The organism is Pseudonocardia kujensis (assembly GCF_021283305.1).
Classification (GTDB): Bacteria; Actinomycetota; Actinomycetes; order Mycobacteriales; family Pseudonocardiaceae; genus Pseudonocardia; species Pseudonocardia kujensis.
In genome coordinates, this window is the sequence record NZ_JAJSOK010000061.1 from 1 (window position 1) to 22,084 (window position 22,084).

Below are 22,084 nucleotides of genomic sequence, written 5' to 3' on the forward strand. Positions count from 1 at the left end.
GGGCTGAAGTGCGCCGGACTGGGGTGGGCCGGGCTGAGGTGGGCCGGGCTGGGGTGGGCCGGGCTGAAGTGCGCCGGACTGGGGTGGGCCGGGCTGAAGTGCGCCGGACTGGGGTGGGCCGGGCTGAGGTGGGCCGGGCTGCGCCGGGTAGTGCGGCGGACCGCCCGGCCGCGCCGGGCCGGACCGGCTCGCACTCGGCCGCCCCGAACGCGACGGGCCGTCGGACCGGCCGGGGACGGCCCGTCCCGGGCCGGGGGGTGCGACGCCCGGTCCGGTGTCGGGACGCGCGGCGTCGGGGCGGGCGTCGGGGTGCGCCGTGTCGTGGCGGTTGTCGGGGTGCGCCGTGTCGCGGCGGTTGTCGGGGTGCGCCGTGTCGCGGCGGGCGCCGGCCCGCTCCGGGCCGGGTGCCGGGCTGTCGAGGCGGCGGGTGTCGAACCAGTCCACCTGGCCGTCGGGCCGGTCGTTAGGCGGGTCGTCGGTGCGGTGACCGTTCGGGGCGGCCGGGCCGGGGGCCGGCGCGCGGTCGTCGCGCGGCTCCTCCCCGGGGTGCTCGGCGTCGTCCACGCGCGCCGGAGCCGGCCCGGGCACGTCCTCGGGCCGGGGACCAGCCGGCGTGCTGGGGCTCCGGTACTCGCGCATCCCTTCCATGGTGCCCGACGGACGTCGATCCCTCCTGCCGGGCCCGCCCGGGCGCGCCGCGCCGCAGAGTCGGGGATGAGCTGCGCAAACGTCCTCAGTCGCCGACCTCGTCGAGCACCAGCGGGCCCCGGTCGACCGGTTCGTCCCCGATCGCGAGGCCGTCGTCGAGCGCGGCGCGGGCGCCCGCCACGGCAGCGGGGGTGTCGGTGTGCAGCTCGAGCAGGGGCTCGCCCGCCCGCACCTCCTCGCCGAGACCCACGAGCAGACGCACCCCCGCCGCGGCCTGGACCGGGTGCTCCTTGCGTGCCCGGCCCGCGCCCAGCCGCCAGGCCGCGGTGCCGACGGCCAGTGCGTCGAGCCTGGTCAGTACCCCCGACGCGGGTGCGTCGACGGTCTCCACGTGCGTCGCCCGCGGCAACGGCGCGCCCGGGTCGCCGCCCTGCGCGGCGATCATCTGCTCCCAGACGGCGTACGCGCGGCCCGACACGAGGGCCTCCGCCGGGTCCGCGTCGGTCTCCGGGTCGATCCCGGCGAGCGCGAGCATGGTGCGGGCGAGGGCGAGGGTGAGCTCCACGACGTCGGGCGGGCCGCCTCCGCGCAGGACGTCGACCGCCTCCGCGACCTCCAGGGCGTTGCCGACCGTCCGCCCGAGCGGTACGGACATGTCGGTGAGCAAGGCCCGGGTCGGCAGCCCCTCGGCCGCCCCGATGGCCACCATCCGCCGCGCGAGCTCCTCGGCGCCGTCGCGGGTCGGCATGAAGGCGCCGCTGCCGACCTTGACGTCGAGGACCAGCCCGCCGGTCCCCTCGGCGATCTTCTTGCTCATGATCGAGCTGGCGATGAGCGGGACGGAGGCGACCGTGCCGGTGACGTCGCGCAGCGCGTAGAGCTTGCGGTCGGCCGGGGCGAGCGAGGGCGTGGTCGCGCAGACGACGGCGCCGACCTCCGTGAGCTGGGCTGCGATCTCGTCCGTCGACAGCTCCGCCCGCCAGCCCGGGATCGCCTCCAGCTTGTCCAGGGTGCCGCCGGTGTGGCCGAGCCCGCGCCCGGAGAGCTGCGGGACGGCCGCGCCGCAGGCCGCGACCAGGGGCGCCAGCGGGAGGGTGAGCTTGTCCCCCACACCGCCCGTGGAGTGCTTGTCGACCAGCGGGCGGCCGACGTCCGGCAGGGCCAGCCGCTCGCCCGACTCGATCATGGCGAGGGTCCAGCGCGCGGTCTCGGCGTCGTCCATGCCGTTGAGCAGGATCGCCATGGCGAGGGCGGCCATCTGCTCGTCGGCGACCTCGCCGCGGGTGTAGCCGGCGACGACCCAGTCGATCTGCGCGTCGGTGAGGCGGTGGCCGTCCCGTTTGGTGGCGATGACGTCGACGGCGGAGTGGGTCACGCGCGCTCCTCGGGTGCCGGGGGTGACAGGGTGAAGGCGTCGGGCAGGACCTCGGCGAGGGTCCGGATCCCGCGCGGGGTGTCGAGCGCACAGCCCGGCCCGCCCAGCTCGAGCAGCAGCTGGCGGCAGCGGCCGCACGGCATGAGCAGCGCGCCCGTGCCCGAGCGGACCGCGACCGCGACGAACCGCCCGCCGCCGGTGAGCCGCAGCTGCCCGGCGAGTGTGCACTCGGCGCAGAGGGTGAGGCCGTAGGAGGCGTTCTCGACGTTGCAGCCGGACACGAGGCGGCCGTCGTCGCACAGGGCGGCCGCGCCGACGTGCAGACCGGAGTAGGGCGCGTAGGCCGCCGTCGCCGCCTCCGCCGCGGCCGCGCGCAACCGCTCCCAGTCGTGGGCTCGGTGCTGGTCCCCGTGTTGATCTCCGTGCTGATCTGCGTGCTGGTCTCCGTGTGGATCCTCGTGTCGATATCGGTGTCGGTCCCCGTGTCGATCTCCGTGCTGGTCCGGCCCGGTCACCCGATCGATCCTGCCCGACGCCGGGCAGGATGTGGATCGTGGACGAGACGAGCGTGGTCGTGGACGCGACCCCCGACGAGGTGTGGGCGCTGGTCAGCGACATCACGCGGATGGGCGAGTGGAGCCCGGAGTGCACGGGCGGGGCGTGGCGGCGCGGCGCGACCGGCCCGGAGCCCGGGGCGCGGTTCGTGGGCTACAACCGCCACGGCCGCATCCGCTGGCGCACGCACTGCCGCGTGATCGAGAGCGTGCCGGGCAAGGCGTTCGCGTTCTCCGTGCTGGAGAGCGCGATGACCTGGGGCTTCCGGATCGAGCCGGTCGAGGGCGGCACGCAGCTCACCGAGTGGCGCGAGCGCACCGGGGCCCTCGCGGTCCCGGCCAAGCTGTTCGCCGGCACGGGCCTGCTCGGCCGCGACCGCGAGGGGATGATGGTCGACGGCATGGCGCGGACCCTCGAGCGGATGAAGGCCCGGCTCGAGGAGCGCTGACGCCTCCGCGCGAACGGGCGGTGGCGCGGGAGCACCACGTCCCGCGTACGGACGGCGGAGCCGCGCGAACGGCGGATGGGCGGGCGGGCGACGCCGCCTTATCGTCACGGTGTGTGCAGGTGGGGTCGGGCGACGGTCGGCACACTGGTCGCCGCCATCGTGACGTTCCTCCTCGTCGAGCCGACCGCGGTGGCCGCCGCAGCCGCCCCGCCGCCGTCCGGTGCATCGGCCGCCGCCCCGCCGCCCGCCCTCGCCGCACCGGCACCCGCGGGCGTCTGTCCCGGTCACGAGGCCCCTCCCGGCCCGCCGGCCCGGGAGGAGACCGTGCCGATGGCCCCGGTCGCGGTCCCGCAGCAGCCCGTCGGCGGCCCGCGGCTCGGGGCGTGCGGCGACGTCCTGCCCGACGGCGCCGCCCCGCCTCCCGCCGTCAGCGCCGCGGGCTGGGTGGTCGCGGACCTCGACTCCGGCACCGTCCTCGCCGCGCACGACCCGCACGGGCGGCAGCGCCCGGCGTCGACCCTGAAGATCCTGACCACTCTGGTCGTGCGGGCAGAGCTCGACCCGGACGCCGACGTCGTCGTGACCCCCGAGGACGTCCGGGTCGACGGCAGCAAGGCCGGTATCGGCCCCGGCGGTCACTACAGCGTGCGGCAGCTGCTGGCCGGGCTGCTGCTCAACTCGGGCAACGACACCGCCATGGCCCTGGCCCGCACGATGGGCGGGGTCCCGGCAGCGCTGCAGGCGATGCAGGCCCGCGCCGACCGGCTCGGCGCGCTCGACACCCGCCCCGCGACGCCGTCCGGCCTCGACGGGCCGGGCATGTCCACCTCGGCCTACGACCTGGCCGTCCTGTTCCGCGTGGCGCTGCGGGACCCGCTGGTGCGCGAGACGCTGGCGACCCCGACCGTGCCGTTCCCGGGCTTCGCCGACCGCCCGGGCTTCCAGATCTCCAACGACGACCCGCTGCTGCGCACCTATCCCGGCGCGTTCGCCGGCAAGACCGGTTTCACCGACGCCGCGCGGCACACGTTCGTCGGCGCCGCCGAGCGCAACGGGCGCCGGCTGGTCGTCGCGATGGTCCGCGGCGAGCAGCACCCGGTGCGGATGGTCGCGCAGGCCGGGGCGCTGCTCGACTACGGCTTCGCCCTGCCCGCGACGGCCGGCGTCGGCACCCTCGTCGACTCCCGACCCGTCGAGCCGGCCCCCGCGCCCGCCCCGGCGCCCGTGGCGGTCGCCCCGGCCCCCGCCGCGCACCCGGTCCCGGTCCCGGTGTGGGCCGTGGCCGCCACCGTGGCGCTGATACTGGTCGCGGGCACCGGAGTCCTCCTGGCCCGGCGCCGCCACCGGAAGCGTCCTCCGGACCAGGTCGTGCCCGGCGACACCCCGGTCGGCGGCGACCGCCGCTGACGGTCAGCGGCGGGGCCGGAGCGCGCGCAGCCCGAGGAAACCGCCGACCGCGGTCACCGCGCCCGCGCCGAGCAGGCCTGCCGCGGCGGCCGGGCTGGGGCCGGACCGGACGACGACCTCGGGCCGGATCACCGCCGGCGCCGGCACCTCGACCGGCTCCTCCTGCTCGTTCTCCTTCGCCGTGGCCGCCCAGGCGGTGACGAAGAGGATGAACCGCGAGGTGAAGAACGCGAAGACCAGCAGACCGATGATCGGACCGAACGCCACGCCCGCGGGTGACCGGGTGACCGACGACAGGTAGATCGTCATGACCTGCTTGAGGACCTCGAAGCCGACCGCGCCGATCACGGCCGCGCGCATCGCGCTCTTCACGGCGACGGGGGCGCGGGGCAGCCGGGCGATCACCCAGAGGAAGACCAGCCAGTTGGCGGCGAGGCCGAGCAGCACGGTGAACACCCCGAGCAGGAACCGCGCCCAGGCCTGGCCGCCGAGTCCCACCAGGTCGAGCAGGAGCCTGCCGAACGCGCTGCCCACCGCCGAGATCGCGAAGGACAGCACCAGCGCCACCCCGAGGCCGACCAGCGCGAGGAGGTCCACGAGGGTCTTCTTGACCACGTTGGGCGTCTCCGGCGGCTGCGCCCACTGCTCGGACAGCGCCTCGCGCAGGTTGGTCATCCAGCCGATGCCGGAGTACAGCGCGATGAGAAGTCCGATGATCCCGACCGCGCCCGCGGAGTTGATCGCCTGGTCGATGACCTGGTTGATCGTGTCACCGAGCTGGCCGGGCACCTGCGCGGTGATGCCCGCCTGGATCTGCTGCAGCAGCTGGGGCTGGCTCTTCAGCACGAACCCGGCGATCGCGAAGGCGACCATCAGGATCGGCACCAGTGCCAGCACGCTGAAGTAGGTGATCGCCGCGGCGTAGTGGTCGCCGTGCCGGTCCGTGTAGCGCGTGCCCGCCCGCATGAGGTGGTCGAGCCAGGGCATGCGCTCCCGGGCCTTCTCGATCGCGGACGGGCCGTCGTCGGTGCCCTTCGCCCCGTCGTCGGCCGCGCTCGCGCGGGTCTTCTCGTCCGTCGTCGGCACGGCCACGCCCTCACCCCATCAGCTCGTCGGCGGCAGGAACCCGATCCTCTCGTGAACGGCCGCCAGCGTCGCGCCGGCGACCTCACCCGCCCGGGTGGCTCCCCGGGCGAGCACCCGATCGAGCTCGGCAGGGTCCCCCAGGTACTGCTGTACCCGTTCCCGCAGCGGAGCAACGAAATCCGCGACGACCTCCGCGAGGTCCTTCTTGAGGTCGCCGTAGCCCTTGCCCGCGTACTCCGCCTCGATCTCGGCGACCTTGCGGTCGGTCAACGCCGAGTAGATGGTCAGCAGGTTCGCGATGCCCGGCTTCGCCTCCGGGTCGTAGCGGATCTCCCGCTCGTTGTCCGTGACGGCCGAGCGGATCTTCTTGGCGATCCGCTTGGGGTCGTCGAGCAGCTCGACGATCCCGCCGGGCGTGGACGCCGACTTGCTCATCTTCACCGTCGGGTCCTGCAGGTCCTGGATCTTCGCCGCGCCGGCAGGGATGAACGGCTCCGGCACCGTGAACGTCTCGCCGAAGCGCTGGTTGAAGCGCTGCGCGAGGTTTCGGGTCAGCTCCAGGTGCTGGCGCTGGTCCTCACCCACCGGGACGCGGTCGGCCTGGTAGAGCAGGATGTCCGCGGCCATCAGCACCGGGTAGCTGAACAGCCCCACCGTGGCCCGGTCGGTGCCCTGCTTCGCGGCCTTGTCCTTGAACTGCGTCATCCGGGAGGCCTCGCCGAACCCGGTGTAGCAGTCGAGGACCCACGTCAGCTGCGAGTGCTGGGGCAGGTGGGACTGCACGAAGATCGTGCAGCGCTCCGGGTCCAGGCCCAGGGCGAGCAGCTGTGCGGCGGCGTTGCGGGTGCGCGCGGCCAGCGTCGCCGGGTCGTGGTCGACGGTGATCGCGTGCAGGTCCGGGATGAAGTAGAACGCGTCGTGGTCGTCCTGCAGGGCCACCCACTGCCGCACGGCGCCGAGGTAGTTCCCGAGGTGGAAGGAGTCGGCGGTCGGCTGGATCCCGGAGAGCACCCGGGGACGTGGCGCGGTCGTGTCGGTCCCGGTCATGGCGCCAGTCTCTCAACTCCCGTCGACCGCGTTTCGCGCGCCACCGGGCACGAGGTCGGCGGGCAGCACCGTGCCGAAGGTCAGTTCCTCCCGGCACTCCGCGCAGCGCGGCCGGGGGCGGAAGGAGTACCCGCTCGCCCGGTGGACGCCCTGGTACGCGGCGGGCCGGCCGTCGCCCTCATCCACCGGCGGCCCCGGTCGGTCGTGTGCGGCGGGGCCCACCGCCGCTGGGGCGCGGTCGCCCCGCCGCCCGGTCTGGTGACAGGTGGAACCGACCCTCACGGAGCAACGCGGAGCTGCGCGGACACACGCTGAGCGACGATCCGGCCGTCGTTTTTCACCCGCAGGTGGAACCGGCGAGGCCGACAATCGAGGGCGCTCGTCGACACGCCCAGGGGAGATCACCGTGAAGCGCAACCGCTCTTGGTGAACGACCGAGTGGGGTGCGGGCTCCGGCCGCCCCCACCCCCAGGGCGTCACCCCACCTGCGCTGCGCGGACGCGGTGCGGCGCCCGCTCGCTGCGCGCCCCGCGAGTGAGCATCAGCGCGGCCGCCAGCAACGCGCCCGCCGCGCCGCAGACCCCCACGGCCAGGGGCGCACCCCAGCGCTCGGCGAGGAACCCGCAGACCAGGATCGCCAGCCCCTGCGCCGCGATCAGGCCCGAGGCCGCGAGTCCGGTGGCCCGCCCGCGCACCTCGTCCGGCGTACTGCGGACGAACACGGCCTGGGCCGGCACGAGCGCCGCGGTGCACAGCGCTCCCGTGACCGCCCAGAGGACCACGATCGCGGGCACGTTCGACACGAACATCGACGCCACCAGCGGCCCCCCGGCCAGACCGGTGCAGGGCAGGATCGCCCGCTCACGCAGACGTTCGGGCACCCAGCGGCTGATCACGAGCGCGCCCAGCACGCTGCCCGCCGGGTCGGCCGCCATCAGCAGGCCGACGGCCCAGGGGCCGGCGCCGAGCTCGGCGGCCAGCGGGACGGCCAGGGCCTCGGGCGCGACGTAGCCACCCACCAGCCACACGGCGAGGGCGAGCGTGCGCAGGCGCGAGTGGGAGAAGACGGTGCGCGCACCGTCGCGGATGTCGGCGAGCCAGGACAGGGCGGCGGGCCCGGCGCCGTCGGACACCACGGCGGGGGCGGCGCGTCTGCGGACCCCGAACCGCACGAACAGCGCCGAGAGCAGGAAGGTCCCGGAGTTCAGCAGGATCGCGACGCTCGGGCTGATCAGCACCAGCAGCACGCCGCCGACGGCGAACCCGGCGATCTGCGCGGTCTGGTTCGTGATCTGCCGGACGGCGAAGCCGCGTTCGAGCAACTCCTCGGAGTCGAGCACGTCGGGCAGCAGGGCGCCCTGGGCCGCGGTGTGCGGCGAGGCCAGCACCACCACCAGGACCAGCAGCGGACAGAGCAACGCGAGCGGGATCCCGGGGATCGCCAAGGGGACGACGAGCAGCGCGCGGGCGAGGTCGGCCAGCACCATGATCTCGCGCCGGCGGAACCGGTCGGCCACCCAGCCGAGCAGGACGCCGCCGAGCAGGGCGGGCAGGAAGGTCAGCGCGTAGACGGCCGCGGCCCAGGCCGCGGAACCGGTCCGGCCGTAGACGAGGACCGAGAACGCGACACGCGCGAGCTGGTCGCCGCAGATCGACACGAGCTCCGCCGCCCAGAGGGCACGGAACTCGGCAGTGCGGAACACGCTCGGCCGCGTGGCTCTCCGACGCACGATCCCCCCGACGTGGCAGCGTCCACTTGCCCGGCGCACCGGACCCGTAGATCGATACTGAACGTGAGCGACCGGAGCCGGAGAGTCCTGCCGGACCACTCGGCGGACGGTCGTCCTTCGGCGGTGACCGGTCGTCCCAGCCTGCTCCAGGAACGTCGGACCGCGCACCCCCAACCACGCGGACGGGTGTGCGGAGCCGGCCTCGGAGCGCCTCCCGGAAGTGGGAGCGGGCGGCGCGGGCCGGCGGGATCAGGGGTCTCGACGGGGGCTGCGGGAGCAGGCCGTGAAGGGTCTCGGGGCTGCCGGGTCACCAGGCGCGGTTGCGCATGGGGCTGGTCCTTCCGTGGGGCGGTGCGGGCTCGTCCGCGGGTCTCACCAGGCGCGGTTGCGCATCTGCGGCTCCTTCTCGCCGGTCAGGGCTGCGGTCGTCGGGTTGTGGTCACCAGGCGCGGTTGCGCACGTCCGGGCTCCTTTCCGCTGGTCGGGGCTGTGGTCGTCGGGCTGTGGTCACCAGGCGCGGTTGCGCATCTGCGGCTCCTTCTCGCCGGTCGGGGCTGTGGTCGTCGGGCCGTCTCACCAGGCGCGGTTGCGCATTTCCGGCTCCTTCTCGCTGGTCGGGGTTGTGGTCGTCGGGCTGGGTCACCAGGCGCGGTTACGCACGTCCGGGCTCCTTTCCGCTGGTCGGGGCTGTGGTCGTCGGGCTGGGTCACCAGGCGCGGTTACGCACGTCCGGGCTCCTTTCCGCTGGTCGGGCCGCTGTCGTCGAAGCTCGTCTCACCAAGCGCGGTTGCGCATTTCCGGTCTCCTCCCCGCTGGTCGGGGCTGTGGTCGTCGGGCCGTCTCACCAGGCGCGGTTGCGCATTTCCGGCTCCTTCTCGCTGGTCGGGGTTGTGGTCGTCGGGCTGTGTCACCAGGCGCGGTTACGCACGTCCGGGCTCCTTTCCGCTGGTCGGGCCGCTGTCGTCGAAGCTCGTCTCACCATGCGCGGTTGCGCATTTCCGGTCTCCTCCCCGCTGGTCGGGCCGCTGTCGTCGAAGCTCGTCTCACCAGGCGCGGTTGCGCATTTCCGGTCTCCTCCCCGCTGGTCGGACTGTGGTCGTCGGGCCGTCTCACCAGGCGCGGTTGCGCATTTCCGGCTCCTTCTCGCTGGTCGGGGCTGTGGTCGTCGGGCTGTGTCACCAGGCGCGGTTACGCACGTCCGGCCTCCTCGTCGCTCGTCGGGTCTGGACGAGGCCGTCTCACCAGGCGCGGTTGCGCATGTCCGGCCTCCCCTCGGCTCGTCGTCGGATCGGGTTGCTCACGTTTCGCGTGCTCTTGCTCACCAGGCGCGGTTGCGCATCACGCCTCCTCGAGTTGCGGGCCGGGACGTCTCGTCGGAGGCTCTCACCAGGCCGGATCGCGTGGGGACCCCTGCCCGCGTCACGGAGCGGAGGCGGGAGCGGTTCACCGCGGGGCACGACCGGGACGTCGGCAGGCGGGGACGCCTCGGGTCCGGCCTCGCGCGGTCGTGCACGGCGCCCTCCTCCCCGCGCACCGACCGGCGGTAACGACCGCGGCCGCTCCGGCGATCAACCGGTGACCGGCGGTCCCGGACCGCGGCGGCCGGTGCGCTCCGACACTGCGGGAAACGACCGCCGGCAAAGGCGGGTACGCCCCGTCGCGGCGTGCCGCCGCCCGGCCCGGACCCGACGAGCCCACAGCGTGTGTCACCCAAAGTAGTCGAGACACGCGATTCGGTACCGTTTCGGGGCATCCGGATCGAGTGATCGTCTGACTACTCTCGGGTCCGACATCACCAGTTTGGCTGGACAGGAGACTCTCTCGTGGCGCAGTCACCTCGACGGAGGTGCGGGATCACCCGTTGGGCCGTGTGGGCTCAGCCCACTCGGGTGATCGCGATGCTCGCCGTGGTGGAGACGTCGGCACTGGTGCTCGTCGCCCTGTCCTGGAGCGCCCTTCGGCCCAGTGTCGGTTCGGCCGTTCTCGCGCTCGTGCTGGCTGCGTCGGGCATCGTGCACACCGAGGTCGCCACCGGCGTCGAGCGCGCCCGCCGCCGTGTCGGCGAGAAGTCCTACACCGACCTCTCCACGATCTGGACCTTCGCCGCGGCCCTGCTCCTCCCGGCCGCGCTGGCCACCGTCACCATCGCGGTGATCTACACGTACCTGTGGTTCCGGGTGTGGAAACCGGCGCGGTTCCCACTGTTCCGGCACACGTTCACCACGTCCACGGTGCTGCTGGCGGCGATCGCCGCGCGCGAGGTCGTCGAGCGCACCGGCGGCTCGGAGGCCTGGTCGGCCGGTGTCACGGGCCTCGCGGCACTTGCCTGTGCCACGCTCGTCTACGCGGCGGTCAACTCGCTGCTCATCGCGCTCGCCGTCGCCACGAGCAACCCCGACGCCAAGCCCGCGGACCTGTTCGGCCACCTCGACGACGTCGCGGTCGAGGTCGCCACGCTCTGCCTCGGCGCGATGCTCGCGCTCACGCTCACCGTGTCCTGGTGGTTCGTGCTGTTCGCGTTCGTGCCGATCCTGGTCCTGCAGCGAGCGGTCATGTTCCGCGAGCTGGCCGACGCCGCGACCACGGACGGCAAGACGGGCCTGCTCACCGCCACGGCGTGGAACGCCCGGGCCGGCGAGGCGCTGGTGCGGGCCCGCCGCGAGCGCAGCAGCCTCGCCATGCTGGTGCTCGACCTGGACCACTTCAAGAGGGTCAACGACACCCACGGCCACCTCGCGGGCGACCGCGTGCTGGCCGAGGTGGCTCAGGCGGTGCGGGACGAGGTGCGGGGGGACGACCTCGTGGGGCGTTTCGGTGGCGAGGAGTTCGTGGTCCTGCTGCCCGGCCTGCCCGCCGGACGGGCGACCGCCGAGCTCCACGCGGTCGCGGAGCGGATCCGGCACCGGGTGACGACCCTGGTCGTGCCGGTCGAGACGCCCGACGGGCCGCTCTCGATCCGCAACCTCAGCATCTCGGTGGGCGGCACGGTGGTGCCCACGGCACCCAGTACGACCGTCGAGCAGGCCATGGCCATCGCCGACCGTGCGCTCTACCGGGCGAAGGACTCGGGCCGCAACGCCGTCCGGATCGCCGAGCACTCGCAGCACGGCGACGCCCCGCAGACCGGCCGTGCGGCGGAGCCCACGGAGGCCCCGCGCGCGGAGCCCGAGGCCTCCTGATCGGGGCCGATGCCCGAGGCCTCCTGATCGGGGCCGCCCGAGGCCTCCTGATCGGCGGGATGCCGGAGGCCTGCTGATCGGCGTGGGGCCGGCAGGCTCTCAGTCGGCGTCCCCGTCGGCGGGGGCGTCCACGGGCTCGCCCTCGACCGCCGTCCCCACCTGCTCCGCGCCACCGGCCCGGACGACGTGGACCACGCCGTTCTCGAGGTCGATCGGGCCGAGCCGGAAGGCCTCCCCGTTGCCGGACTCGCCCGCCTCGTCGGAGATCTTCGGACCGGGGAACAGCTCGCCGAGGACACCCATGGGCGCCAGGCTACGCGCCGTCGCCGCCGGCCTCCGCGCCCGAACAGCCCGTGCTCACCGCGCGGGCGCAGCGACCTGCCTCGCGGTCGCGGCGCGCCCGACGCCCTCGCCGTGCTCCGCCCACGGCCGCCCCTCGACGACGGCCTGCTCCTGGGCCAGCCCGGTCTCCGGGTCGGCGAGCGCCGCGACGTGCGCGTGCAGCCGGGTGTCGATCCAGGGCGAGCCGGCCAGCACGTACTTCGGGTAGGCCGTCAGCCGCTCCCGCAGGGTGAAACCCGACTCGGCCGAGCGCGCCGCGAGCTCGTCGATGACCGGCCACGGCCGCTCGGGGTTGACGTGGTCCGGCGTGACGGGCGAGACGCCGCCCCAGTCGTCGATCCCGGCTCGCAACATCAGGGCGAACTCCTCGCCGACCAGGTTCGGCGGGGCCTGCACGCGCATCGCCGGCCCCAGGACCAGTCGGGTCACCGCGATGGTCGCCGCGAGCTCCTCGAGGTCGGCGTCCGGGTCGCCTGCCATCGCCGTGTCCGGCTTGGCCCGGAAGTTCTGCACGATCACTTCCTGCACGTGCCCGTGCGCCTGCGCCGCCGAGCGGATCGCGAAGATCGACTCGGCGCGTTCGGTCCGGTTCTCGCCGATCCCGATCAGGATGCCGGTCGTGAAGGGCACGCCCGCACGTCCGGCGTCCGTCAGCGCCCGCAGCCGGACCGCCGGCTCCTTGTCCGGGCTGCCGAAGTGCGGGCCGCCCTTCTCCGACCAGAGCCGGGTGGCCGTCGTCTCGAGCATCATGCCCATGGAAGGGGCGACCGGCTTGAGCCGCGTGAGCTCTTCCTCCGACAGCACCCCCGGGTTGAGGTGCGGCAGCAGGCCGGTCTCCTCCAGCACCGCGATCGCGCAGGCGCGGACGTAGTCCAGGGTCGAGTCGTAGCCGCGCTCGTGGAGCCACTCGCGCGCCGCCGACCAGCGGGCCTCGGGCCGGTCGCCCAACGTGAACAGGGCCTCCTTGCAGCCCTGCGCCGCACCGGCCCGTGCGATCTCCAGCACCTCGTCGAGCTCCAGGTACGCCGCCGGGAGGCGGTGCGGCACGGTGACGAAGGTGCAGTAGTGGCAGCGGTCCCGGCACAGCCGGGTCAGCGGGATGAACACCTTCCGCGAGTACGTCACCACGCCGGGGCGCCCGGCGTCGACCAGGCCGGCGTCCCGCACGGCCGACGCCGCGTCCAGGAGCGCGTCGAGGTGGTCGCCCCGCGCGGCCAGCAGCACCGCCGCCTCGGGCACGTCGAGCACGGCGCCCTCGCGCACCCGGCCCAACGCACGGCGCACCGCCGGGTCCGACGGGGCGGGTTCGGGAGCGCCGGCGGGGACGACGAAGTTCTCCGGCACACCGGCGGGCACGGGCTCGGGGAGCATCTCGGCCATCCGCCCACACTATGTCCGGCCCGCGGTCCCGGTCGACCTGCGCGATCATCACAGGACGGGCCGGGAACGGGGCGCACCCCTATCCTCGCCCACGTGCGCCTCCGTTCCGGCGTCCTCGTGCTGCTCGTGGCGCTGGTGGCGGCGTGCGCCGACGCCCCGGCCACCGAGCGGACGCTCACCCTCGGCACCGCGCAGGGCGACCGCACCGCGCTCGTGCACCATCCCGCGACCGCCGGGCCGGGGGCGCCGCTCGTCCTCGTCCTGCACGGCGCCGCCGGCACCGCCACCGGGATGCGCGCGCTGACCGGGTGGGACGAGCTGGCCGAGCGGGAGGGCGTCGTCGTCGCGTACCCGCAGGGGCTCGACCGGACGTGGAACGCGGGCACCTGCTGCGGCAGCTCCGCCGCGCGCGGGATCGACGACGTCGGCTACCTGCACGACCTCGCCGCCGCGCTCACCGCGCGGGAGGGCACCGACCCGCGGCGGGTGTACGCCGTCGGGTTCTCCAACGGCGCCATGCTCAGCTACGCGTGGGCCTGCGGACGGCCGGGGGACCTGGCCGGGATCGGCCCCGTCGCCGGTGCCCTGACGGTGCCCTGCCCGGCGCCCGGGCCGGTGCGGGTCGCGGCGGTGGCCGGCACGGCGGACCCACGGGTGCCGATCGGCGGGCGTCCGGGGCGGGCCTCGCTCGACGCCACGCTCGCCCCGTTCCTCGCCGCGGCCTCCTGCACGGCCCCGACCACGGCCGTGACCGCCCCGGCGATCGTGACGCGCTGGACGTGCGCGGGCGGGCGAACCGTGGCGCAGAACGTCCTGGCCGGCCGGGACCACTCCTGGGCGGCCCCGGCCGCCGGCGCCGGAACCACCTCGGACCCGGGCGACGCCACAGGTTGGGTGTGGGCGCAGCTCTCCGCCCCCTGACACCCCCGCGAGTCGGCAGTTCCAGCAGCGCGAGTCGGCACTTTCAACAGCGCGAGTCGGCAGTTTCAGCAGCGCGAGTCGGCAGTTTCAGCAGCGCGAGTCGGCAGTTCCGGCAACGCGAGTCGTGCTCTCAGCCTCGGCGAGTCGCCCTCTGGGCTTCCGCGAGTCGCATCGGGGGCTCCCGAGAGTCGCGCTGTGAGCTCCCGCGAGTCGGGAGATCCGGCCCCGCGAGTCGCGAGCTCCGAATCCGGGTGCCGACGCTGCGAGGGCCGTGCTGGAATGCGGCCATGCCTGCGCAGGACCATCCCAAGGTTCAGAAGGTGATCGCGGCGCTGCGCGAGGGCGGCGCAGCGGAGGACCACGTCGAGCGCATGCGCGTGCTGCCCGACGCGGTCACCACGGCGGCCGCGGCCGCGGAGGCGCTCGGCGTCGAGGTCGGTGCGATCGCGAACTCGCTGGTGTTCGACGCAGACGGCGAGCCGCTCCTCGTCCTCACGTCCGGTGCGCATCGCGTCGACACGGCGAAGGTCGCTGGCCTCGTCGGTGCGACGGCGGTGCGCCGTGCCAAGCCGGACTTCGTCGCCGCTGCCACGGGGCAGGCGATCGGCGGGATCGCGCCCGTCGGACACCCGGCGCCGCTGCGCACGCTCGTGGATCGCGCGCTCGGGGAGTACGAGGAGGTCTGGGCGGCGGGAGGCATCGCCCACGCCGTCTTCCCTTCGACCTTCGCCGAGCTCGTCACGGTCACCGCCGGCACCGCCGCCGACGTGGTCTGAGCCCCCTCCCCAGCCGTCCCGACTCGCGGCGGAAGCAGGGAGCCCGACTCGCGCAAGCCCAGAACACGACTCGCGGTGTCGGAACTCCCGACTCGCGCTGCCGGAACTCCCGACTCGCGCTGCCGGAACTCCCGACTCGCGGTGTCGGAACTCCCGACTCGCGCTGCCGGAACTCCCGACTCGCGGAGGCGCAGCTCCGGTCAGGGGCGGAGGCGGTCCCAGATCCGCCACCACGGACGGCCGGAGGTGCCGGGCGACGAGCCGTTGCGGCCGAGCATCGCGAGTGCCTCGTCGGCGGTGGGGCGGGCCGCCGGGTCCTCCGTACGCAGCGCCCCGACCAGCGAGGACAGCGGCTCCTCGATCGCCCCCGCGAAGGCCAGGGTCGCGCCGAGCCCCCACATGTCCGCCGCGGCCGAGGCGGGGTGCCCCGCGGCCCGCTCCGGGGCGACGACGTCGTGCGGACCGAGCTGGTCGCACACCGGCACCCCGGCCTCCTCGGCCGGCAGCGCGAGGCCGACGTCGGCGAGCGCGACGCGCCCGTCGTCGCCCAGCACGACCGCCGCGGGACGAACGGCGCCGTGCACGAGCTGCCGCTGGTGTGCGGCCCGCAGCGTGCGCAGGAGCACCCGGGCCAGGTCCACCGCGTCGTGCGGGGCGAGCGGGCCACCCGAGGCGACGTGGTCCGACAGCCGTGTGCCCACGGCGAGCTCGGTCACCACGTGGTCGATCCCGCAGTCGGACAGGACGTCGTGCACCGCGAGCAGCCCCGGGTCGGCGAGCGCGCCGATCCGCCGGGCCTCGCGGAGCAGCCGCTCGCGGAACTGCGCGTGCTCCGCGGGGCTCATGTCGGGGACGTGCAGCTCCTGGACCGCGAGGTAGCGTCCCGTCAGCCGGTCCTCGGCACGCCAGACCGGGCCGAGCAGCCCTGCGCCCAGCCCGTCGAGGACGAGGTAGCGTCCCCCGATCAGTCGGCTCGGGATCACGGCGACCCGAACCTCACGGTCACCGGCGCATGGTCGGACCAGCGCGTGTCGTAGCTGGGGGCCCGCTCGACGGCGGCGTGCTCCGCGCGGGCGGCGAGCCCCGCCGTGGCGAGGACGTGGTCGATGCGCCAGCCTGCGTCGTTGTCGAAGGCCCGACCCCGGTAGGACCACCAGGTGTAGGGACCGTCGACGCCCGGCTGCACCGCCCGCACCACGTCCGTCCAGCCGCTCGCGCACAGCGTGGCGAACCACTCCCGCTCGTGCGGGAGGAACCCGGAGTGCGCGAGGTTGCCCTTCCAGTTGCGGATGTCCGCCTCGGCGGGCGCGATGTTGAAGTCGCCCGCGACGACCATCTCCCGGCCGTCGGCCAGCGCCTTCTCCCGCCGCTCGGCGAGGTGCGCGGCGAACGCGGCCAGGAAGCGGTCCTTCTCCTCCTGCTTCGACGTGCCGGCGCTGCCCTTGGGCAGGTAGAGCGAGGCGACGGTCAGCTCCGGCAGGTCGACCTCGACGTAGCGGCCGGCCCCGTCGAACTCGGTCGCCCCGATGCCGGTCCGCACGGCGACCGGGGCCTCCCGGCTCAGCACGGCCACGCCGTTGCGCCCCTTGGCGGCGGCGGGCTCGAGCGTGAGGTGCCATCCGGCGGTCGCGGCGAGGAACCCGGCCGGGAGGTCGACGGGCAGCGCGCGCGTCTCCTGCAGGCACACGACGTCGGCCTCGGTCCCGGCGAGCCAGTCGAGGAACCCCTTGGTCGACGCGGCCCGCACACCGTTGACGTTCACGGAGCTGACGGTCGGCACGCCTAGAGCTTCCCGCAGCGCGCCCGGTCATGCGTGACGGGTGTCAGCACGTGCTCCCCGCGGTCGCGGCCAGCCGTTCGTTGACCGCCCAGCGGTTGTCGCCGACGAGCTTGCGGAAGCCGTTCTCGATGACGCCGCGCTCGGCGTCGACCAGCTGGCCGGCGCGCAGGGTGTCGACGGGCTCGAACTGGGTGCTGGCGCTGCGGTAGACGTCGAGCGGGGCGCTGCCCTGCACCTCCATCACGCACCCGGTCTCGCCGGTGGTGCCCGTGCCGCGGAAGACGAGGGCGATCACCGCGAGCAGCGTGCCGGCGACCAGTACGAACGCCCAGCCCTTGAACGACGACGCCTCCAGCTTGGGCACCTTGAACCTCGGCCCCAGCGCCATGATCCCTCCCCGTGACGTCCCTGGGGCTCACCGTAGCGGAGCGGACCCGCCTCGCGAGGGTGTGACGTGCACCGTCGCGGGCATCCGGCACCGACCTCGGCACGCACCAGGACACGCGTACGGGATAGCGTGTCGGGCGGTACGGAGCCCACCAGGCGACACGTTTGCGAGGCGCGAAGCAGCGATGAAGGTCATCTACACCTATACGGACGAGGCGCCGGCCCTGGCGACGCACTCCTTCCTGCCGGTCATCGAGGCCTACGCCGGTAAGGCCGGGATCGACGTCGAGACCCGCGACATCTCCCTGGCCGGCCGCATCCTCGCGCAGTTCCCGGACCGGCTGACCGACGCCCAGCGGGTGCCCGACGCGCTGGCCGAGCTCGGCGAGCTGGCGAAGACGCCCGAGGCCAACATCATCAAGCTGCCGAACATCTCGGCGTCGATCCCGCAGCTCAAGGCGGCGATCAAGGAGCTGCAGGCCGCCGGCTACGCGGTGCCGGACTACCCGGAGAACCCGCAGACGGACGAGGAGAAGGCGGCCCGCGCCGCCTACGACGCCGTCAAGGGCTCCGCGGTCAACCCCGTGCTGCGCGAGGGCAACTCCGACCGGCGCGCCCCGGCGTCGGTCAAGGGCTTCGCCAAGAAGCACCCGCACTCGATGGGCGCCTGGTCGCAGGACTCGAAGTCGCACGTCGCGACCATGTCCGCGGGCGACTTCCGGCACTCCGAGAAGTCGGTGACGATTCCCGCCGGGACCACCCTGTCGATCGAGCACACCGCCGCGGACGGCACGAAGACCGTCCTCAAGGAGGGTCTGAAGGTCCTCGAGGGCGAGGTCGTCGACGCCGCGGTGATGAGCGTGTCGGCGCTGAACGCCTTCCTCGCCGAGCAGGTCGCCGACGCCGCCGACAAGGGCGTGCTGTTCTCGGTGCACCTCAAGGCCACGATGATGAAGGTGTCCGACCCGATCCTCTTCGGGCACGCGGTGCGGGCGTACTTCAAGGACGTCTTCGCGCAGTACGGCGAGGACCTCGCCTCGGTCGGCGCGGACCCCAACGACGGCCTCGCCGCGATCCTCACCGCGCTGGAGAAGCTGCCCGCGGACAAGAAGAAGGCGATCGAGGACGCGATCACCGCGGGCTACGGCTCCGGGCCGCGGTTGGCGATGGTCGACTCGTCGCGCGGGATCACCAACCTGCACGTGCCGTCCGACGTCATCATCGACGCCTCGATGCCGGCCGCGATCCGCTCGTCGGGCCAGATGTGGAACGCCGACGACGCCCAGCAGGACACCAAGTTCGTCATCCCGGACTCCTCCTACGCCCCGCTCTACGCGGAGACCGTGGACTTCTGCCGGGAGAACGGCGCCTTCGACCCGACGACCATGGGCACCACCCCGAACGTGGGCCTGATGGCGCAGAAGGCCGAGGAGTACGGCTCGCACGACAAGACCTTCGAGATCCAGGCCGCCGGCACCGTCCGCGTCGTCGACGCCGACGGGACGGTCCTGCTCGAGCACGAGGTCGAGGCCGGCGACATCTGGCGCGCCTGCCAGACCAAGGACGCGCCGATCCGCAACTGGGTCGAGCTGGCGGTCTCGCGCGCCCGGGCCACCGGCTGGCCGGCGGTGTTCTGGCTGGACGAGACGCGCGCCCACGACGCCGAGCTGATCAAGAAGGTGAAGTCGCAGCTCGCCGAGCTCGACACCGAGGGCCTGACCATCGAGATCCTCCCGGTCGCCGAGGCCACCCGGTACACCCTCAAGCGGGCCAAGGCCGGCGAGGACACGATCTCGGTCACCGGCAACGTGCTGCGCGACTACCTCACCGACCTGTTCCCGATCCTCGAGCTGGGGACCAGCGCGAAGATGCTCTCGATCGTCCCGCTGATGAACGGCGGCGGGCTGTTCGAGACCGGCGCCGGCGGGTCGGCCCCGAAGCACGTGCAGCAGCTGGTCAAGGAGAACCACCTGCGGTGGGACTCGCTCGGCGAGTTCCTGGCCCTGGCCGTCTCGCTCGAGTTCCTGGCCGACGCCACGGACAACGCCCGGGCCCGTGTGCTCGGCAAGACGCTCGACGCGGCCACCGGCACGCTGCTGGAGACCGGCAAGTCGCCGTCCCGCAAGGTGGGCGAGCTCGACAACCGCGGCAGCCACTTCTACATCGCCCTCTACTGGGCGCAGGAGCTGGCGCGGCAGACCGAGGACGCCGACCTGGCCGCGATCTTCGCGCCGCTGGCCGAGAAGCTGGCCGCGGACGAGGAGACCATCGTCGGCGAGCTCAACGGCGTGCAGGGCGAGCCGGTCGACCTGGGCGGCTACTACTACGTCGACAAGGCCAAGACCGACTCGGTCATGAAGCCCAGCACGACCCTGAACGAGGCGCTCGCCTCCTTCTGAGGTCCTCGCACGGGACGGCACCGTCGCGCGGCACGCCCGCGCGACGGTGCCGTTCGCGCATTCAGGTGCTGGTGACGCCGGGTATGTGCCCGTCGCGGAAGGCGTCGGCGAAGCGCGCGTGATCCTCCCGGACCTGCGCGGCGGAGCACTGGGCGAAGTCGGTCGCCCCAGCCGAGGTGCCGGTCGGCTGGGCCTGCGGAACTTCGCGCCGAAGGCCGCCGGGGTCGGCGGCCATCAGTCGGGGAACGCGTCGACGAGGGTCTCGACGCTCCGCTCGCTCCGCCCCGTCTCCCGAGGTGACGTGGCGGGAACCTAGCCGACGGTCAACGATCCCCGGGTGATCGTGAGGGCGAGCAGCAGCACGGCGATGCCGAAGCCGGTGTAGCAGACGACGTCGACCACCCGGCCGCGGATCGCCAGCAGCCCGGCGCGCGGGGGCGGGAGCACGCCGCGCAGCAGCGCCGCGACCAGCAGGGACCCGCCGAGCAGCGCGGAGCCCTGACGCCAGTGCTCGGTGAGCACCTGGGCCATGCCGCCCAGCGCGATCAACAGCACCAGCAGCAGTGCGCCGTGGACCTCGAGCCAGCTGCGAAGGCCGGGCCGTCCGTGGGCGGCGGGCGGCGGGGCCGGGGAGCCTCCGGGACCCGGGGGCGGGCCGGGCCGTGTGCCGGGGCTCGAGGCGCTGCCGTGCGGCGGCAGCGGACCGACCCGAGCGGGGCCGGGCCGCGGCGGGACGGGTGCGGGCCGGCGGAGCGGGGCGGTCGGCTCGTCGCCGCCCGACAGGTCACCCCGCAGATGCTCGCCGCCGCTCACGCCCGCCATCCTCGCAGAGGCCGCACTCGACGGGTCGCCGCCGCCGGTGCACAACCGGCCTCACCCCTTCGTGACCCGGCCCGACGGTCAGCTGACCTGCCCGTCCGCCGTTGCGTCGCGAAAGTCGAGGTCGTGATCCGTCCGTTCGTAGGGTCCGCCGACGCTGTGACGCCGCGCACAATCGCACCGCCGGCGTCGACGGACTCCCCTGCCGGCCCCCACTCGACGAGGAGCACCTTCATGAGCGTGGAAAGCGACGTGCAGGCGGGGGCGCATGCCGCTGCCGAGCCGCAGGCGACCGCCGCCCCGGCGCCCAACCCGGCCCTGCTGGGCCTGATCACCTTCCTGCCTTCCGGGGTCACCCTGGGCCTGTGGTTCCTCGGGTACTTGGACACCGCCACCCTGCCGGGCGGCATGGTCCCGATCGTCTCGCTCTCCGCCGGGCTCTTCCTGCTGATCTCTGCGGTGTGGGCGGCCCGGGTCGCAGCCAACACCGTGGCGGCGATCTTCGGCGTGTTCTCCGCCTTCTGGCTCAGCTTCGGACTGCTGCTCACCGGGCTCACCGCGGGCTGGTGGGGCGTGACCGACGCCGCCGCCGTGGCGAGCGTCCAGCGGACCTACCTGCTCTCCTTCACCCTGGTGTTCATCCTGCTCACGCTGGCGACGTTGCGCCTGCCGCTGGCGTTCACCGCCGGGTTCGTGTTCGTGGACGTCACCTTCGTGCTCGCGTTCCTGGGCGTGAGCACGGGCAACACCGGGCTGTTCCCGATCGCGGGGATCACCACCCTGATCTTCTGCGCGATCTTCGCCTACATCCTGTTCGACGGCTTCGCCCAGGACCTGGGTGGCCGGCCGATGCCGATGGGCGGCGCGCTGGTCAAGTAGGCGCCGGCCGTACGCCGCGCCCTGTGGGCCCGGCCGTCTCGTTCGGGACGGCCGGGCCCCGCCGTGTCCGGACCGTGTCCCGGCCGTGTCCGTGCCGTGTCCGACATCGCCAGATCCCTCACTCCTCCGCAGGTCAGAGGCGTGCTGTGTCAGATTGAGAATCCACGCCGGACCGATGTGGACGTCAATATGTGTGACGGAGCACACTCCTCGCCCGCGCCAGGGACGCTCCGCGCCCGGATGCCCCACCAGTCTGGAGCGTGACATGAGCACTGAGCACGGACTGTCCGAACCCGCCCTCGACCCGGCGGGCGCCGCCGGCCCCGCGGCGCCCGCCGCCCCGCCCACCGGCAACCCCGCCCTCCTCGGGCTGCCCGCCTTCCTCGTCGGCGGGATCGGTCTGACGCTGTACCTGTTCGGCTACCTGCCCGCGGCCGCGGTGGGCACCCTCGTCCCGATGACCCTCCTGGTCTCCGGCCTCGGCCTCCTCGTGGCCGGCATCTGGGCGATCCGGATCGGGCAGGGCGCGGTCGGCGCGATCTTCGCGGTGTTCGCGACCTTCTGGCTGAGCTACGGCTACCTCGTGCTCTCGCTGGTCAACGACTGGCTGAAGATCCCGGCGGAGAACGTGGCCGCCGCACAGGCGACCTTCCTCATCGCCTGGCTCGCGGTCTTCGCGGTGCTCACCCTGGCCACGCTGCGCCTGCCGCTGGCCTTCACCGCCCTGTTCGCGCTGGTCACGATCACGGTGGCGCTGGTGCTCACGGCCACGCTGAACGGCTCGACCGGCCTGCTCACCATCGCCGGGATCGTCGCGGCACTGTTCTGTCTCAATGCCGTCTACATCTTCGTCGACGGCATGACCCAGGAACTGGGCGGCCCCGCCCGGTCCATGGGGTCGCCGCTGGTGCGCTGAACCCTGCGTC

General features: G+C 73.9%; 19 protein-coding genes and 2 pseudogenes. 8 read left to right on the top strand and 13 right to left on the bottom strand.

Annotation, left to right across the window (positions count from 1 at the left end):
• Positions 1-733 precede the first annotated feature (733 nt).
• Both LWC35_RS30105 and LWC35_RS30110 read right to left on the bottom strand, forming a co-directional pair.
• A complete protein-coding gene (locus LWC35_RS30105; protein ID WP_232873669.1) occupies positions 734-2,023 on the bottom strand; it encodes a thymidine phosphorylase in 1,290 nt (429 codons plus the stop codon).
• Positions 2,020-2,412 (bottom strand): annotated as a pseudogene (locus tag LWC35_RS30110) (cytidine deaminase); the annotation flags it as partial. The pseudogene LWC35_RS30110 and the gene LWC35_RS30105, both read right to left, overlap by 4 nt.
• Positions 2,413-2,576: 164 nt before the next feature.
• Here LWC35_RS30110 and LWC35_RS30115 point away from each other — a divergent pair.
• Both LWC35_RS30115 and LWC35_RS30120 read left to right on the top strand, forming a co-directional pair.
• On the top strand, positions 2,577-3,026 hold the full coding sequence (locus LWC35_RS30115) for an SRPBCC family protein (protein ID WP_232873671.1): 450 nt from the start codon (positions 2,577-2,579) through the stop codon (positions 3,024-3,026).
• A 111-nt stretch (positions 3,027-3,137) separates the two neighbouring features.
• Entirely contained in the window at positions 3,138-4,433 is a 1,296-nt protein-coding gene (locus tag LWC35_RS30120; RefSeq protein WP_232873672.1) for a D-alanyl-D-alanine carboxypeptidase family protein, read from the top strand.
• Positions 4,434-4,436: 3 nt separating this feature from the next.
• On the opposite strand, the gene yhjD is transcribed toward LWC35_RS30120, so the two are convergent.
• The 4 genes from yhjD to LWC35_RS30140 all read right to left on the bottom strand — a co-directional run bounded on the left by yhjD (position 4,437) and on the right by LWC35_RS30140 (position 8,269).
• Positions 4,437-5,525, bottom strand: a complete 1,089-nt coding sequence (yhjD, locus tag LWC35_RS30125; protein ID WP_232873673.1) for an inner membrane protein YhjD — start codon at positions 5,523-5,525, stop codon at positions 4,437-4,439.
• A 12-nt stretch (positions 5,526-5,537) separates the two neighbouring features.
• Positions 5,538-6,566, bottom strand: a complete 1,029-nt coding sequence (trpS, locus tag LWC35_RS30130; protein WP_232873674.1) for a tryptophan--tRNA ligase — start codon at positions 6,564-6,566, stop codon at positions 5,538-5,540.
• Positions 6,567-6,578: 12 nt separating this feature from the next.
• The gene (locus tag LWC35_RS30135) at positions 6,579-6,752 is read right to left on the bottom strand and encodes a hypothetical protein (protein ID WP_232873675.1); all 174 of its coding nucleotides are present in this window, start codon (positions 6,750-6,752) and stop codon (positions 6,579-6,581) included.
• A gap of 290 nt (positions 6,753-7,042) precedes the next feature.
• On the bottom strand, positions 7,043-8,269 hold the full coding sequence (locus LWC35_RS30140; RefSeq protein ID WP_232873676.1) for an MFS transporter: 1,227 nt from the start codon (positions 8,267-8,269) through the stop codon (positions 7,043-7,045).
• Between the two features lie 1,925 nt (positions 8,270-10,194).
• On the opposite strand from LWC35_RS30140, the gene LWC35_RS30145 reads away from it, so the two are divergent.
• On the top strand, positions 10,195-11,475 hold the full coding sequence (locus LWC35_RS30145) for a GGDEF domain-containing protein (RefSeq protein ID WP_232873705.1): 1,281 nt from the start codon (positions 10,195-10,197) through the stop codon (positions 11,473-11,475).
• Between the two features lie 99 nt (positions 11,476-11,574).
• Here the strand turns inward: LWC35_RS30145 and LWC35_RS30150 are convergent, their stop codons facing one another.
• Positions 11,575-11,778, bottom strand: coding sequence for a hypothetical protein (locus tag LWC35_RS30150; protein ID WP_232873677.1), 204 nt, complete (start codon positions 11,776-11,778; stop codon positions 11,575-11,577).
• A gap of 102 nt (positions 11,779-11,880) precedes the next feature.
• Positions 11,881-13,188: pseudogene (cofG, locus tag LWC35_RS30155) on the bottom strand (7,8-didemethyl-8-hydroxy-5-deazariboflavin synthase CofG); the annotation flags it as partial.
• 102 nt (positions 13,189-13,290) lie between these two features.
• Here cofG and LWC35_RS30160 point away from each other — a divergent pair.
• A complete protein-coding gene (locus LWC35_RS30160) occupies positions 13,291-14,118 on the top strand; it encodes a CE1 family esterase (protein ID WP_232873678.1) in 828 nt (275 codons plus the stop codon).
• A gap of 287 nt (positions 14,119-14,405) precedes the next feature.
• A complete protein-coding gene (locus LWC35_RS30165; RefSeq protein WP_232873679.1) occupies positions 14,406-14,894 on the top strand; it encodes a YbaK/EbsC family protein in 489 nt (162 codons plus the stop codon).
• A gap of 200 nt (positions 14,895-15,094) precedes the next feature.
• Here the strand turns inward: LWC35_RS30165 and LWC35_RS30170 are convergent, their stop codons facing one another.
• The 3 genes from LWC35_RS30170 to LWC35_RS30180 all read right to left on the bottom strand — a co-directional run bounded on the left by LWC35_RS30170 (position 15,095) and on the right by LWC35_RS30180 (position 17,062).
• Positions 15,095-15,877 (bottom strand): protein kinase domain-containing protein, encoded by a 783-nt coding sequence (locus tag LWC35_RS30170; protein ID WP_232873680.1) that lies wholly within the window; start codon positions 15,875-15,877, stop codon positions 15,095-15,097.
• On the bottom strand, positions 15,874-16,656 hold the full coding sequence (locus LWC35_RS30175) for an exodeoxyribonuclease III (RefSeq protein WP_308194701.1): 783 nt from the start codon (positions 16,654-16,656) through the stop codon (positions 15,874-15,876). Before LWC35_RS30175 ends, LWC35_RS30170 begins: the two co-directional genes overlap by 4 nt.
• 61 nt (positions 16,657-16,717) lie before the next feature.
• On the bottom strand, positions 16,718-17,062 hold the full coding sequence (locus LWC35_RS30180; protein WP_232873682.1) for a hypothetical protein: 345 nt from the start codon (positions 17,060-17,062) through the stop codon (positions 16,718-16,720).
• A 184-nt stretch (positions 17,063-17,246) separates the two neighbouring features.
• Between LWC35_RS30180 and LWC35_RS30185 the strand changes: the two genes are divergently transcribed.
• Entirely contained in the window at positions 17,247-19,460 is a 2,214-nt protein-coding gene (locus LWC35_RS30185; protein ID WP_232873683.1) for an NADP-dependent isocitrate dehydrogenase, read from the top strand.
• A 61-nt stretch (positions 19,461-19,521) separates the two neighbouring features.
• On the opposite strand, the gene LWC35_RS30190 is transcribed toward LWC35_RS30185, so the two are convergent.
• Together LWC35_RS30190 and LWC35_RS30195 are read right to left on the bottom strand one after the other, a co-directional pair.
• Positions 19,522-19,695 carry a hypothetical protein gene (locus LWC35_RS30190; RefSeq protein WP_232873684.1) on the bottom strand — a complete coding sequence of 58 codons (174 nt, stop codon included), beginning with the start codon at positions 19,693-19,695 and terminating at the stop codon, positions 19,522-19,524.
• Positions 19,696-19,772: 77 nt separating this feature from the next.
• Positions 19,773-20,273 carry a DUF3017 domain-containing protein gene (locus tag LWC35_RS30195; protein WP_232873685.1) on the bottom strand — a complete coding sequence of 167 codons (501 nt, stop codon included), beginning with the start codon at positions 20,271-20,273 and terminating at the stop codon, positions 19,773-19,775.
• A 240-nt stretch (positions 20,274-20,513) separates the two neighbouring features.
• Between LWC35_RS30195 and LWC35_RS30200 the strand changes: the two genes are divergently transcribed.
• Together LWC35_RS30200 and LWC35_RS30205 are read left to right on the top strand one after the other, a co-directional pair.
• Complete coding sequence (locus LWC35_RS30200) at positions 20,514-21,158, top strand: acetate uptake transporter family protein (RefSeq protein WP_232873686.1); 645 nt, start codon at positions 20,514-20,516, stop codon at positions 21,156-21,158.
• Between the two features lie 265 nt (positions 21,159-21,423).
• The gene (locus LWC35_RS30205; protein ID WP_232873687.1) at positions 21,424-22,074 is read left to right on the top strand and encodes a GPR1/FUN34/YaaH family transporter; all 651 of its coding nucleotides are present in this window, start codon (positions 21,424-21,426) and stop codon (positions 22,072-22,074) included.
• Positions 22,075-22,084: the final 10 nt, after the last annotated feature.

Coding starts and splice junctions, on each gene's coding strand:
- trpS (WP_232873674.1), bottom strand. CDS start 6,566: ATGACCGGGACCGACACGACCGCGCCACGTCCCCGGGTGCTCTCCGGG.
- LWC35_RS30145 (WP_232873705.1), top strand. CDS start 10,195: ATGCTCGCCGTGGTGGAGACGTCGGCACTGGTGCTCGTCGCCCTGTCC.
- LWC35_RS30150 (WP_232873677.1), bottom strand. CDS start 11,778: ATGGGTGTCCTCGGCGAGCTGTTCCCCGGTCCGAAGATCTCCGACGAG.
- LWC35_RS30165 (WP_232873679.1), top strand. CDS start 14,406: ATGCCTGCGCAGGACCATCCCAAGGTTCAGAAGGTGATCGCGGCGCTG.
- LWC35_RS30180 (WP_232873682.1), bottom strand. CDS start 17,062: ATGGCGCTGGGGCCGAGGTTCAAGGTGCCCAAGCTGGAGGCGTCGTCG.
- LWC35_RS30185 (WP_232873683.1), top strand. CDS start 17,247: ATGAAGGTCATCTACACCTATACGGACGAGGCGCCGGCCCTGGCGACG.
- LWC35_RS30190 (WP_232873684.1), bottom strand. CDS start 19,695: ATGGCCGCCGACCCCGGCGGCCTTCGGCGCGAAGTTCCGCAGGCCCAG.
- LWC35_RS30200 (WP_232873686.1), top strand. CDS start 20,514: ATGAGCGTGGAAAGCGACGTGCAGGCGGGGGCGCATGCCGCTGCCGAG.
- LWC35_RS30205 (WP_232873687.1), top strand. CDS start 21,424: ATGAGCACTGAGCACGGACTGTCCGAACCCGCCCTCGACCCGGCGGGC.